The sequence below is a fragment of the Campylobacter sp. RM12654 genome (assembly GCF_020137585.1).
Classification (GTDB): domain Bacteria; phylum Campylobacterota; class Campylobacteria; order Campylobacterales; family Campylobacteraceae; genus Campylobacter_E.
This window is the reverse complement of sequence record NZ_JACGAR010000010.1, coordinates 55,149-67,789: the sequence shown is the minus strand read 5'-3', so window position 1 is coordinate 67,789 and position 12,641 is coordinate 55,149. Positions and strand designations below refer to the sequence as shown.

Sequence of the window (12,641 nt, the reverse complement as noted above, 5' to 3'; positions counted from 1 at the left end):
GTCCTTGTGTGATTTTTGATAAAGGTTTTAAATAAAAATTAATAATTAAACTTAAAAATCCTATTACTATTATTAAAAATATTAAAAAGCTTATTAAAGTAGCATTTCTAGCATCATTTACACTATTATTTATTACATCTTCTAAAATAATGGTGCAAATACTAAATCCACTTATATCATTAATAATACAATAAGCTAAGTAATTTTTATTATCCTTTGTAAAAACAATATGATTTAAATTCTTATTAGTTTTTAGCGTAGATAATTTTTGATTTAGGCTATCAAGCCATTCAGGTTTGCCTAATTCGTTTGCGTTTTCACTAGCTATTATCTCATTATTTTTATCAAGAATTAAAGTGCTAATATCATTATGAGATTTAATTTTTGTAATGGTATCGCTAAAATCATTTATTAGTATATTTCCACCAATTACAGCTACGATTTTATCATTTTTAAACACAGGTGCAAAAATAGTTGTGGCTGATTTTTTGCTTGAGACATCTTGATAAATTGATGAATTACTAGCCTTTTTTAAAGCTACTGCTTCTTTATACCAAGCTCTAGTTCTACCATCAAAATTAGGGATTAATCTAAAAGTTAAATCAGGTTCAGCCTTATAAACATTTCCATTTGCTAAGCCTATAAATAATCCTTGAAAATCTAAAACCCTATTATCACTACTAATGATTTGTTTGATAAATTCTGGGCTTAAATCATCAGCATCTTCAAAAGTTTTTGCAATTTTTTCAATTTGCTCAATACGGGTTTTGATATATTCATCAACATAAGCATTTCTTAATTGCAATTCTCCTGCTATTGAAGAATCGTAATTATTTATGATTATATCTTCTGTCTTATTGCTTTGCATATAAGATAAAACTAAAAGTAAAACTACAAATAAACTTGCAGTTGTTAATGAAATTTTGAAAGAAAGTTTCATTTGGTAATCCTTTTTTTAATTGAAATCGAATACCAATTTTACCCCCCCCCAACCTTAAATAAAAATAAAATTATAAAATAAATTATTAGATGATAAAAATTATTTACATTAATTTAAATTCTTATTTTAAATATCTTAAAAAAATACAAAAAAGTTTTTAAGCTTAAAAATTAATAAATTTAATAAATCATTAAGCTAAAAAAGAGATAATCAAACTTATTTTTTTTAAAGGACGAAAAGATGAAAATTATAGATTTAATCAAGCACAACAAATATCTTACTATCCGTCATCATCTTCGTCATCTACATAATACTCATTAATTTATAATCGTTTTTTTAGTTGTGTTTTTACACTTTTTATTATTTTGTTTAAAGGAAAAAAATTGAAGAATTTAGAAAATATTTTTAAAGTAATTTTTCCACTTGCAATAGTGATTATTACTACTTATTATTGTTATCCATTTAAAGAACTTAGCGAAGCAGAGCATTTAGCTTATCTTAAAAGTTATGGCACTACTTTAGGACTTACTTCACTTGGTTTGATTATTGGTCTTACTGGTGGATTTTTATTAGCGTTTTTATTGGTGCTTAGGAATAGATTTTTAACAATGTTAATCAATGAATATTTAGATTTAATTAGGGGTATGCCATTAATGCTGCTTTTAATGATATTTGCATTTGTGGTTTTTGCTCAAGTTGAAAATGTATTTTTTGTAGCTGTTATTGCTTTAGGACTTAATTCTAGTGCTTATGTTGCAGAGATTATTAGAAGTGGGATTGAAAGCGTTGATAAAGGTCAAATGGAAGCAGCAAGGTCTATGGGTTTATCACACTTTCAAGCTATGAAAATGATAGTTTTTCCACAAGCTGTTAAAAATATCATTCCTGCTTTAGCAAATGAGTTTATATCGTTGTTTAAAGAAACTTCAGTAGTTGCGTTTATAAGCGTTGTTGATTTGACTTTTCAAAGCAAGATTTTTCAATCACTTTTATACGACCCTAAGCCTTATATTTTCGCAGGTGTTGTGTATTATGCTAGTGTTAAAGTATTTACTTGTTTTGTAAGATTATTAGAAATGAGGCTAAAAAGAAATGATTAAGATATCTAATTTATGCAAAAATTACGGGAATTTAGAAGTATTAAAAGATATTAGTGTAGAGATTAATAAAGGCGATATTATTGCTATTATTGGACCTAGTGGCGGTGGAAAAAGCACATTTTTAAGATGTTTAAATAAACTTGAAGTTGCAAGTAGTGGAGAGATTTTAATCAATAATGAAAATATCTTAGATGAAAAAATTGATATTAATAAGCACAGACAAAAAGTATCAATGGTATTTCAACATTTTAATCTATTTGCAAATAAAAATGTATTGGATAATTTGATTTTAGCCCCTGTTAGTTTAAATATTTTAAGCAAAGATGAAGCTATTAAAAAAGCTAGAAATCTTTTAGCTAAAGTTGGTTTAGCTGATAAAGAAGAGTTCTTCCCACATAAATTAAGCGGCGGTCAAAAACAAAGAATAGCAATAGCAAGAAGCCTTATGATGGAGCCTGAAGTTATATTATTTGATGAGCCAACTAGTGCGCTTGACCCTGAAATGGTAGGAGAAGTTTTAGGACTTATTAAAGAAATAGCAAGTGGAGATAATGCTCCTATTATGATATTAGTAACTCACGAAATGGGTTTTGCAAAAAATGTAGCTAATAGGGTATTTTTTATGGAAAGTGGCAAAATAGCAGTAGATGATACGCCACAAGTTGTATTTAACTCTAGCACAAATGCTAGATTAAATGAGTTTTTAAACAAAGTTTTAAATCATTAGGATTAGATATGAGAAAGATTTTTTTAGCTTTATTTATAACTTTATTTGCTTATGCAAATGAAGTTGTTAAGGTTGGTATTTCGGCAAATTACGCTCCATTTGATATGATGGTTGATGGTAAATTGAGTGGTTTTGATGTTGATTTAGTAAATGAGATTTCAAAGGTTGCTAATCTTAAGATTGAATTTGTTAATATGAGTTTTGATGGGCTTATTCCATCTTTAGTAGCTGGTAAAATCAATATGATAGCTTCAGGAATGAGTATTAGCGAAAGAAGAATGAAGAATTGTGATTTTTCTAATCCTTATTTTTTTGGAAAAACTATGTATCTTAAAAGAAAGGGCGATATTTTCACTACAAAAGAAGATTTAAAAGGTGTTAAAACAGGAGTTAAACTTGGCACAATTCAAGAAAATACTGCAAGAAAGCTAGGTGCTAATGTGATTTTACACGAAGATTCAGCAGTGGTTGTTATGAGCCTTGTGAATAAGCAAATAGATGCGGTTGTTTTTGATTCTTTTGTGGCTAAGAAATTTATGGCAAAAAATCCTGAAATTGAGAGTTTTTATGAAGAAAATGACGGGGCTTTAGGTTTTGCATTTGCATTTGCAAAGGATAAAAATAAAGACTTAATTGATATAATTAATAAAGCCCTTGAAGAAGTAAAAGCAAGTGGTAAGTATGATGAGCTTATCAAAAAATACGGGCTATAAGGAGTAGTTATGAAAAAGTTTTTATTAGTAGTGTTTGCACTGATTTTTAGTGCTTGTTTATATGCAAATGACAAGGTTTATAAAGTTGGGATTTCTCCTGATTATCCCCCATTTGATATGTTAGTTGATGATAAGATTAGTGGTTTTGATGCTGAATTATTTGATAATTTAGCAAAAATTGCTGGTATAAAATATGAATTTAAAGCTATGAGTTTTGATGGACTTATTGCAGCACTTAAAGCAGGTAAGATTGATGCTATTATGAGTGCTATGAGTTCAAGCGAACAAAGAAAAAAAGCTTGTGATTTTAGCAATGTTTATTATAAAGCTAAGACAATTTATCTAAAGCATAAAGATAGTAGTATCGCAACTAAAGATGATATAAAAGGTAAAAAAGTAGGAGTGCAATTAGGCACGGTTCAAGAAGCAGCAGTAAAACAAGTAGGTGCATTAGTACAACCTAATGAAAATCCTGTTGTTTTAGTAATGGCTTTAAATGATAAAAAATTAGACGCTTTAGCATTTGATGCACTTGTGGCAAGAGAATATTTAGCAAAATATCCTAATTTAGCTGAATTTTATAATGAAGATGATGGCACAGAAGGATTTTCTATAGCGTTTAGTAAAAATGAAAATGTAGAGCTAAGAGAGAAATTAAATAAAGCTTTAGAAGAATTTATAAAAACTAGCGAATATGAAGCTTTACTTAAAAAATACAATATAAATTAATATGAGAAGTGATTTTTTTAAGCCTAGATTTAAAACTAGGCAAATTAGTGTAGGCGGGGTTAAAATCGGTGGTGATGCTCCAATTAGCGTTCAATCAATGCTATTTACAAAAACTCAAGATATTAATGGATGTTTAGAGCAATTAATTGAGTTAAAATTAGCAGGTGCTGATATAGTAAGAGTTGCGTGTTTGGATATAAAAGATGCAAGGGCTTTAGCAGAACTTAAAAAGCAAAGCCCACTGCCACTAATTGTAGATATTCATTTTAATCACAAATTAGCTTTATATTGTGCTGAATTTATAGATGGTATTAGAATAAATCCAGGAAATATCGGTGGCAAAGAAAATATAAAAGAAGTAGTAAATGCTTGTAAGCAAAGAAATATTCCTATAAGAATTGGTGTAAATCACGGAAGTATTGAAAAACAATTTGAAAATAAATACGGCAGAAGTGTAAAAGCCTTGCTTGAGAGTGCTGTTTATAATATTAAATTACTTGAAGATTTTGATTTTAGGGATATTAAAATAAGCATTAAAACTTCAGACGCACAAAGCACAATAGAAAGTTATACGAGATTAAGAGAATTGTGTGATTATCCGTTTCATTTAGGAGTAACTGAAGCAGGAACTAAGTTTCATAGCACGATAAAAAGCTCAATTGCTATAGGTCAGTTATTATTAAATGGCATAGGCGATACTATTCGTGTTTCTATGACAGGAGAACTTAGCGAAGAAATAAGGGTCGCTAAAGCGATTTTGCAAGATAGTGGAGTGCAAAAAAGCGGTATAAATATAATCTCTTGTCCAACCTGTGGAAGAATACAAAGCGATTTATTAAGTGCTGTTAAAGTGGTTGAAGAAAAGACAAAACACATTAAAGCACCATTAAATATAAGTGTAATGGGTTGTGTTGTAAATGCTTTAGGAGAAGCTAAAGGAGCTGATGTAGCAATTGCGTTTGGCAAAAATGAAGGCTTAGTAATAAGACACGGCGAAGTGGTTGCAAAATGCAAATATGATACTTTAGTAGATAGATTTTTAGATGAAGTATTAGACGAAGCAAAACTTCACGAAGAATAGAATTTGAAATTCCTATTTCAAATTCTTATTTTAATTTCTTTAATTTTTACGAGAGATTAAAATAAGAATTAAGGAAGAATTATGAGTAAGTATTTTGATATTGAATTAGAGCAAAGTATTTTATTAGCTTGTATAGAAAATAATGAAAATATAGATATAGCCGCAAGTATTATTAAGCCAAGTGATTTTTCATATAGATTACACGCTGATATATTTGAGTTTATATTAAATAAAAGAAGACTTAGAGAGAGTGTGGATTTAAAATTAGTAAAAATCTCTTTTGCAAGTGCAAAGGATAGTTTTTGGACTGCACTTGAGCAGCAAAATTCTTTCATAGAAGTTGATGAATATTCAAAAATGTTAAGGAATTTAAGTGTAAAAGACCAGCTTAATTCTTTAATGAATACAAGCACACAAGAGCTAAGCAGTGTGCAAGATAGCATTGATTATACGCATAATTTAAATGCTAAGATTTATTCTTTAGTATCAGGCGTTAGTGATAATACTTTAAAGAGCTCAAGAACTGCTGTTAATGAGTTTTATGAAGAATTAAATAGAGTTAGTAAGATAATTGATAAAGATGTAATCGGAGTTGATACAGGTTTTTCTTTATTAAATCATTATACAAAGGGCTTTAAAGCAGGGGAATTAATAATTCTTGCAGCTCGTCCTGGTATGGGTAAGACTACATTTGCTTTAAATATTTTGTTAAACGCACTTAAAAAAGATGTTGGAGTAGTGTTTTATAGTCTTGAAACAGAAGCTTATAAGATAATGGCTAAATTAATAGCACAAGATACAGGAATAGGTTTGCAAAATATCTTAACAGGAGATAGATTAACAGAAGATGAGATAAATAATATGCAAATGAGTGCGAATATGCTTAGTGAAAAGACTTTATATATTTATGATAAGGGTAATTTAAATATAGAATTTCTTCGCTCATCTTTAAGAAGATTAAAAGAAGAGCATAACAATATAGGTTTATGTGTATTAGACTATATTCAGCTTATGAACTCACTAAATACAAGGGCTGATAGACATATTCAAGTAAGCGAGATTAGTAGGGGGTTAAAATTACTTGCATTAGAATTAAAAATCCCTATTTTAGCTCTTTCTCAAGTTAATCGTTCGGTAGATTCTAGGATGAATAAAAAACTTATGCTCTCAGACATTCGTGAGAGTGGTAGTATAGAACAAGATGCTGATTTGATATTATTTATTAATAAAGCTGATGATGATCCGACTATTTTAGCAGAACGCCACGCTATACTTGATATTGCTAAGAATAGAAGTGGGGAATTAAAAGAAATTCATTTTGATTTTAAAGCTTCTAAAGCGAAATTTTTACAACTTGAGTTTAGAAAAGACAACGAACCAAGCGAGACTGAAGAATTTTAATTTAGGAAATAAATTCCTAAATTATTCAAGTATTTTTAGATTTTCACAAGCTATATTATTTCCTAAATCACAAGATTTTTTATAATACAATTTAGCCATATTTTTATCTTTTTTATGATACATAACGCCTAAATTATTACATGCGTATGCGTCTTTATTATCGCAAGATTGATTCCACAAACTAGCTACTTTATCATAATCTTTTAATTCATAATATACATTACCTAAATTATAACAAGCATTATAATCTTTAGCAGAACAAGCAATTGATAGATATTTAATAGCTAAGTTATTATTTTTTTCATTAGCATATAAATTGCCTAAGCCATAACAAGCTGGGATTAAATTATCATCACAAGCTTTTTTTAGATATATTTTTGCATTATCAAATTCTTGATTTTTCTTAAATAGTATTCCTAAATTATAGCAAGCGTCTTTATGGCTATTTTCACAAGCTCTTGCTAAATATTCTTTTGATTTATTAAAATCTTGAGTATTAATCCCTGCATAAAAGCAAGCTTCATAATTTCCATTATCGCAAGATTTTTCATAATATTTACTTGCTTTATCTTTTTCGTTATTTTTACTATAAATTACCCCTAAATTGTAGCAAGCATTATAAATATCGCCATCACAAGCTAGGGTAAAATGTCTTATTGCAAGACCTAAATTATCTTGATTATATTCAACTACACCTTGATTATAACAAGCAGCAGGGATTTTGCTATTTTCACAATCACTTAAATAATCAGCCATTGATACTAAACTCATACTAATTAAAAATAATATCTTTTTCATGTTCTAAACTCTTGTAATTTTTTATTTAGCTCTTCAGTCATTTCACTAAGGTGATTTGCTGCACCAGCTATTTCTTCAACGCTTCTTGCGTTTTCGTTCGTTATTGTATTCATATTGTTTAAATTATTTAGAATTTCTTCCATATCTTTACTTGTATTTATATAATCATTCACGGTTTTTTCACTTGAGCTAATAGCTTCTGCTACGCTATTTTTCATAATATTCATATTATCTTTAGTAGAATTTGCAATATTACTTAAATCTTGCATTTGGTTTGAGTTAATACTCATTTGCTCACTTGCGTCTTTTATACCTTGAACTATAATGCTTATAGTAGCATTCACCTCGCTAAGACTTCTTTGTGTTTTTTCAGCTAATTGTCTAACCTCATCAGCTACTACGGCAAACCCACGACCTGCCTCGCCTGCACGTGCAGCTTCAATAGCGGCATTTAGTGCAAGAAGATTTGTTTGGTCTGCAATTTCGTTAATGATTTCTAATACTGATTTTACATTATCAGCATCTGTGCTAAGCTTTTCTATTTTCATAGCAAGTTCGCTTTCAATACTTGCACTATTTATAATTTTATTACTTAATATATTAATTTCTTTATTTGAAGTTTCCATCATATTTAAAGCTTCATCTAATTTTATAGTAGCGTCTTTAGCCTTTTGAACTCCTATTTCCAAGCTTTCTTTGGTATTTTGTCCTTTTTTAGCTATTTGATTTACTATTTCACTGCCTTCTTCAGCGCGTTTTCCTGTTTGAAGACTAGTATTGCCTAATTCACTTGCTATTGAAGCATTTTCGTTAGAAATATTTTTAGCTTGTTTGATTAAAATTCTTATTTTTTCTAAAAATTCATTAATAGCACTTGAAGCGTGAGCTATTTCATCATTTCCTTTTACTTCTAATTTATTAGTTAAATCCCCATCTCCACTGCTTAAATCTTTTGCTTTAATCTCTAATATTTTTAAAGGTTTTGATATAAATAAAGTTGCGAAAATATATGCAATAAGCATTAAAACTATGAAAATAATTGCACTAATAATTATAAATTTTATTAATTCTTTAAATTGTTCTTCGCCTAATTCTTTTGCGTTTTTATCTAAAAATGTATAAACACTATCTAAATCAACTGCAGTGCTAAATATCAAGCCACTTGCTTTATCTTGTAATGAATATGCTAAGAATTTCTTAGTAGTTTTATCTTTATATTTAAACTCATATTCGCTAAAGCCACCACCATTTTTTCCAGCATTGATTATATCTTGTATGAAAGCTTTATTATTGGTATCAACTGAATTAATTTTATTAGTTCCAATCCAATCTTTTAGTGTGTGATACACAACTAAACCATCTTCTTGAAATACTAAAAATCCTTTAGTATTGTTATCGTATCTTACTTCATCTAATTTGTTTTTTAATATGTCATTAAATTCTTTTAATTTGTTTTGATTTTCTAAATCTTTATATGTTGTTTTTGTATATTGAACCATACTTTCTACTAAAGTTTTTACTTGTTCTTTTCTAAGATATATGCTTTCGTTTTCAATTTCAGTTAGCATTTTGTTTTCTAACTTATCAAACATTAAACTAGAATTAAAGCTAAGTGATACTACTAATAGCAATAATGAACAAAATACCAATATACTAATCTTAAGTGAAATTTTCATTCTAAATCCTTTTAATTTTTCGTAAATAATAAATATATTAGATAAATTTTTTATTAATTAAATTTTATTTTTTTACATTTTTTATTCTTTTTAATTTGTATTAATTATTAAATAAGCAAAATTTGATTAAATCCTAAGAAAAAACCTAATGGAGGCAGTATGATTACAGGTGCAAAGATGATTTGTGAAGCTTTAAAGCTAGAAGGTGTTGAAGTAGTTTTTGGTTATCCTGGTGGAGCAGCTTTAAATATCTATGATGAATTATATAAGCAAAATGATTTTAAACATGTTTTAGTTCGTCACGAACAAGGTGCAGCTCACGCAGCAGATGGCTATGCAAGGGCTAGTGGTAAAGTTGGAGTTGCTATTGTTACAAGTGGTCCAGGATTTACAAATACTTTAACAGGGATTGCTACAGCTTATGCTGATAGTATTCCTATGGTTTTAATTTCAGCTCAAGTTGCAAATTCGCTAATAGGAACTGATGCGTTCCAAGAAATTGATGCAGTTGGAATGAGTAGGCCTTGTGTAAAGCATTCTTATTTAGTAAAAACTATTGAAGAATTACCAAGAGTTTTAAAAGAAGCTTTTTTTATAGCAAGAAGTGGTCGTCCAGGACCTGTTCATATTGATATTCCAAAGGATATTACAGCTATTAAAGGCGAATTTGTTTATCCTAGTGAAGTAAATATGAAAACATATAAGCCAACTTATAAAGGCAATCCAAGACAAATTAAACGCCTAGCAAGTGCTTTAATGGAAGCTAAAAAACCACTTTTATATATAGGTGGTGGTTGTATTAGCTCAAATTCTAGCGAGGCTATCCGTAAATTTGTGGAAAAAACTAAAGTTCCTGCGGTTTGCACTTTAATGGGTTTAGGGGTATTAGAACACGATAATCCGTATAATCTAAGAATGGCAGGAATGCACGGAAGTTATAGAGCTAATATGGCTATGAGTGAATGTGATTTATTAATTTCATTAGGTGCTAGATTTGATGATAGAATTACAGGTAAAACTAGCGAGTTTGCAAAATTAGCAAAAATTGCTCATATTGATATTGACCCAACTTCAATTTCTAAAATCATTAAAGCTGATTTTCCTATAGTTGGAGATGTTGGTAGTGTTATTAGCGATCTTTTAGATGAGGTAAAAGAATTTGAATTTGATTTATCAACTTGGCATAGTGTTTTAGATAGACACGAGAGTTTATATCCATCATTTAGTTATGAAGATAGTGATGAAATCTTAAAACCACAATGGGTAATTAATGAATGTGCGAAAATTACTCCTAATGCAAATATTATTACCGATGTAGGGCAACACCAAATGTGGGTAGCACAATTTTTTAAATTCAATGAGCCAAGAAGACTTAGTACAAGTGGTGGTTTAGGAACTATGGGATATTCAATTCCTGCTGCTTTAGGAGTTGCATTTGCAAAAAATAATGAAGTAGTTCTTAATTTTGCTGGTGATGGTTCGTTTTTGATGAATATTCAAGAATTAATGACGCTAACTGCAGAGCGTAAAAAAGTAATTAATATTATTTTAAATAATGCTTATTTAGGAATGGTTCGCCAATGGCAAACTAGATTTTATAATGAAAGATATTCAGAAACCAATCTTGAAGATGTGCAACCTGATTATGAAATGTTGGCAAGAAGTTTTGGCTGTGATAGCTTTAGAGTAAAGAGCAAAGATGAATTTATTAAAGCATATCACGAATGTTTAAAAAGCCCTAGAACTTGCGTGATTGATGTTGTTATTTCAAGATATGAAGATGTTTTACCAATGGTTCCAGCAGGTGCTGCAATTTATAATATGATATTACCACAAAAATTAATCACAAAGGATAGCAAATGAGAAGGGCGTTAAGCGTTATTGTAGAAAACCAACACGGGGTTTTAAGTAGAGTAGTAGGGTTATTTTCTGGTCGTGGTTATAATATAGATAGCTTAACTGTTGCTCCTATTGCAGGGACAGAGTTTTCAAGAATTAATATAATTACAAGTGGAGATGAAGCTGTGTTTGAGCAAATTACTAAACAACTTCACAAATTAATTTCTACTTATAAAGTTTTTGAAGATTGCGAATTTGTTGAGCGTGAATGTGTTTTGGTAAAAATCAATATAGACCAAAATCTAGCTGGTCTTGATAGTTTATTAAAAGGCTATAATGGAACAATAGCTCACTCAAATGATGAATATATGACAATTTGCGTAAATGATACTAGCGATAGAGTGGATAATTTTTTAAAGACGATTAAAAAATACAATCCTAAAGATTGTGCTAGAAGCGGCGTTGTTTTGATGGAAAATTAATATGAAAAGTTTAAAAGAATTATGTGAAAATATAGGAATTAAAATAGAATTTGAAATGCAAATTTCAAATCTAAATTCCTTAGAAGATGCAAATGAAAATGAGCTTAGTTTTTGTATAAAAGAATGTGATGCTTTAAAAACTACTAAAGCAGGTGCGGTATTAATTAGTGAAAAATTAGCAAATCTTTTACCAACAAATGTAAAAGCAGTTATTTGCGAAGACCCAAAATATATTTTTGCATTGTTTAGTAAGGTATTTTCTAAGGATTTAATTAGAGTTGGTAAAGACGCAATTATAGGCGAAAATACAACAATAATGCCAAATGTTTATATAGGTAAAGATGTTAGCATAGGAAGTAATTGCACTATTTTAGCAGGTGCTTATATTGGCGATGGAGTTTGTATTAAAGATAATGTAATAATATACCCAAATGTTACAATTTACAATGATAGTGTAATAGGAAATCATTGTATAATTCACGCTGGAAGTGTTATTGGAAGCGATGGTTTTGGCTATGCAAGTAATAGCAAAGGACATTTTAAAATCTATCATAATGGTTATGTAGAATTACAAGATTTTGTTGAGATTGGTTCGTGCGTTTGTATTGATAGAGCAGTGTTTTCAAAAACACTTATAAAAACAGGCACTAAAATTGATAATTTAGTTCAAATAGGACATAATTGTGTTTTAGGTCAAGGTTGCTTAGTGGTATCTCAAACAGGACTTGCGGGTTCAAGTGAGCTTGGAAATGCTGTCGTAATGGGCGGTCAGAGTGCAACGAGTGGGCATTTAAAAATTGGCGATGGTGCTATTATTGCTGCTAGGGGCGGAGTTAGTAAAGATTTAGCTGGTGGCAAGGTTTATGGTGGATTTCCTATAATGGAGCAAGGTGAGTGGCTAAAAATGCAAGCAAAATTAAAAAGGATTAATAAATGAAGGCTGAACTAATTAGTTCAATTTTACTCAAAGGCACTCAAAGTGGCAAAATATCATTAGCTAATATTAAAAACCCTTATGGAGATGGTAGCAATGATGTTTTAAGCATAGCTGTGTGTTTAAAAGAAAATATTCCAGAATGGAAAGTTCATATTCCTTATGAAAATTTAGATGAATTAATAATAGCTTTACAATCAATTAGTGGCAAAAGGCAATAA

At 29.4% G+C, this 12,641-nt stretch carries 12 protein-coding genes and 2 pseudogenes; 10 read left to right on the top strand and 4 right to left on the bottom strand.

The window, feature by feature from the left end:
• On the bottom strand, positions 1 to 940 hold a 940-nt coding region (locus AVBRAN12654_RS04915), incomplete at its 3' end, for a cache domain-containing protein (RefSeq protein ID WP_336614039.1).
• Positions 941 to 1,323: 383 nt separating this feature from the next.
• Between AVBRAN12654_RS04915 and AVBRAN12654_RS04910 the strand changes: the two genes are divergently transcribed.
• The 6 genes from AVBRAN12654_RS04910 (at position 1,324) to AVBRAN12654_RS04885 (ending at position 6,691) form a co-directional block, all read left to right on the top strand.
• A complete protein-coding gene (locus AVBRAN12654_RS04910) occupies positions 1,324 to 2,040 on the top strand; it encodes an amino acid ABC transporter permease (protein ID WP_250325159.1) in 717 nt (238 codons plus the stop codon).
• Positions 2,033 to 2,767 carry an amino acid ABC transporter ATP-binding protein gene (locus tag AVBRAN12654_RS04905; protein ID WP_214117900.1) on the top strand — a complete coding sequence of 245 codons (735 nt, stop codon included), beginning with the start codon at positions 2,033 to 2,035 and terminating at the stop codon, positions 2,765 to 2,767. Before AVBRAN12654_RS04910 ends, AVBRAN12654_RS04905 begins: the two co-directional genes overlap by 8 nt.
• An 8-nt stretch (positions 2,768 to 2,775) precedes the next feature.
• The gene (locus tag AVBRAN12654_RS04900) at positions 2,776 to 3,480 is read left to right on the top strand and encodes a transporter substrate-binding domain-containing protein (protein ID WP_336614038.1); all 705 of its coding nucleotides are present in this window, start codon (positions 2,776 to 2,778) and stop codon (positions 3,478 to 3,480) included.
• Between the two features lie 9 nt (positions 3,481 to 3,489).
• On the top strand, positions 3,490 to 4,209 hold the full coding sequence (locus AVBRAN12654_RS04895; protein ID WP_214117898.1) for a transporter substrate-binding domain-containing protein: 720 nt from the start codon (positions 3,490 to 3,492) through the stop codon (positions 4,207 to 4,209).
• A gap of 1 nt (position 4,210) precedes the next feature.
• Positions 4,211 to 5,290 (top strand): flavodoxin-dependent (E)-4-hydroxy-3-methylbut-2-enyl-diphosphate synthase, encoded by a 1,080-nt coding sequence (ispG, locus tag AVBRAN12654_RS04890; RefSeq protein ID WP_214149785.1) that lies wholly within the window; start codon positions 4,211 to 4,213, stop codon positions 5,288 to 5,290.
• Positions 5,291 to 5,371: 81 nt separating this feature from the next.
• Positions 5,372 to 6,691, top strand: coding sequence for a DnaB-like helicase C-terminal domain-containing protein (locus AVBRAN12654_RS04885; protein WP_214117896.1), 1,320 nt, complete (start codon positions 5,372 to 5,374; stop codon positions 6,689 to 6,691).
• 21 nt (positions 6,692 to 6,712) lie between these two features.
• On the opposite strand, the gene AVBRAN12654_RS04880 is transcribed toward AVBRAN12654_RS04885, so the two are convergent.
• The 3 genes and pseudogenes from AVBRAN12654_RS04880 to AVBRAN12654_RS09545 all read right to left on the bottom strand — a co-directional run.
• A complete protein-coding gene (locus tag AVBRAN12654_RS04880; protein ID WP_336607301.1) occupies positions 6,713 to 7,489 on the bottom strand; it encodes a tetratricopeptide repeat protein in 777 nt (258 codons plus the stop codon).
• Positions 7,486 to 7,980, bottom strand: a pseudogene (locus tag AVBRAN12654_RS09550) (methyl-accepting chemotaxis protein); the annotation flags it as partial. The pseudogene AVBRAN12654_RS09550 and the gene AVBRAN12654_RS04880, both read right to left, overlap by 4 nt.
• A 363-nt stretch (positions 7,981 to 8,343) precedes the next feature.
• A pseudogene (locus AVBRAN12654_RS09545) lies at positions 8,344 to 9,057 on the bottom strand (cache domain-containing protein); the annotation flags it as partial.
• 267 nt (positions 9,058 to 9,324) lie between these two features.
• Here AVBRAN12654_RS09545 and AVBRAN12654_RS04870 point away from each other — a divergent pair.
• From AVBRAN12654_RS04870 to AVBRAN12654_RS04855, 4 genes are read left to right on the top strand one after another with little or no spacing between them, the layout of a single operon-like run.
• The gene (locus AVBRAN12654_RS04870; RefSeq protein ID WP_336614036.1) at positions 9,325 to 11,028 is read left to right on the top strand and encodes an acetolactate synthase large subunit; all 1,704 of its coding nucleotides are present in this window, start codon (positions 9,325 to 9,327) and stop codon (positions 11,026 to 11,028) included.
• Positions 11,025 to 11,486, top strand: coding sequence for an acetolactate synthase small subunit (ilvN, locus tag AVBRAN12654_RS04865; protein WP_214117892.1), 462 nt, complete (start codon positions 11,025 to 11,027; stop codon positions 11,484 to 11,486). Before AVBRAN12654_RS04870 ends, ilvN begins: the two co-directional genes overlap by 4 nt.
• Position 11,487: 1 nt before the next feature.
• Positions 11,488 to 12,423: a UDP-3-O-(3-hydroxymyristoyl)glucosamine N-acyltransferase gene (gene lpxD / locus AVBRAN12654_RS04860; RefSeq protein WP_336614035.1), complete on the top strand. Its 936-nt coding sequence runs from the start codon at positions 11,488 to 11,490 to the stop codon at positions 12,421 to 12,423.
• Positions 12,420 to 12,641, top strand: coding sequence for a hypothetical protein (locus AVBRAN12654_RS04855; protein ID WP_214117890.1), 222 nt, complete (start codon positions 12,420 to 12,422; stop codon positions 12,639 to 12,641). Before lpxD ends, AVBRAN12654_RS04855 begins: the two co-directional genes overlap by 4 nt.

Bases quoted from the DNA above. Each gene is read 5' to 3' on its own strand.
- AVBRAN12654_RS04900 (WP_336614038.1), top strand. From the start codon at position 2,776: ATGAGAAAGATTTTTTTAGCTTTATTTATAACTTTATTTGCTTATGCA.
- AVBRAN12654_RS04880 (WP_336607301.1), bottom strand. From the start codon at position 7,489: ATGAAAAAGATATTATTTTTAATTAGTATGAGTTTAGTATCAATGGCT.
- lpxD (WP_336614035.1), top strand. From the start codon at position 11,488: ATGAAAAGTTTAAAAGAATTATGTGAAAATATAGGAATTAAAATAGAA.
- AVBRAN12654_RS04905 (WP_214117900.1), top strand. From the start codon at position 2,033: ATGATTAAGATATCTAATTTATGCAAAAATTACGGGAATTTAGAAGTA.
- ilvN (WP_214117892.1), top strand. From the start codon at position 11,025: ATGAGAAGGGCGTTAAGCGTTATTGTAGAAAACCAACACGGGGTTTTA.
- AVBRAN12654_RS04885 (WP_214117896.1), top strand. From the start codon at position 5,372: ATGAGTAAGTATTTTGATATTGAATTAGAGCAAAGTATTTTATTAGCT.
- AVBRAN12654_RS04855 (WP_214117890.1), top strand. From the start codon at position 12,420: ATGAAGGCTGAACTAATTAGTTCAATTTTACTCAAAGGCACTCAAAGT.
- AVBRAN12654_RS04895 (WP_214117898.1), top strand. From the start codon at position 3,490: ATGAAAAAGTTTTTATTAGTAGTGTTTGCACTGATTTTTAGTGCTTGT.
- ispG (WP_214149785.1), top strand. From the start codon at position 4,211: ATGAGAAGTGATTTTTTTAAGCCTAGATTTAAAACTAGGCAAATTAGT.
- AVBRAN12654_RS04870 (WP_336614036.1), top strand. From the start codon at position 9,325: ATGATTACAGGTGCAAAGATGATTTGTGAAGCTTTAAAGCTAGAAGGT.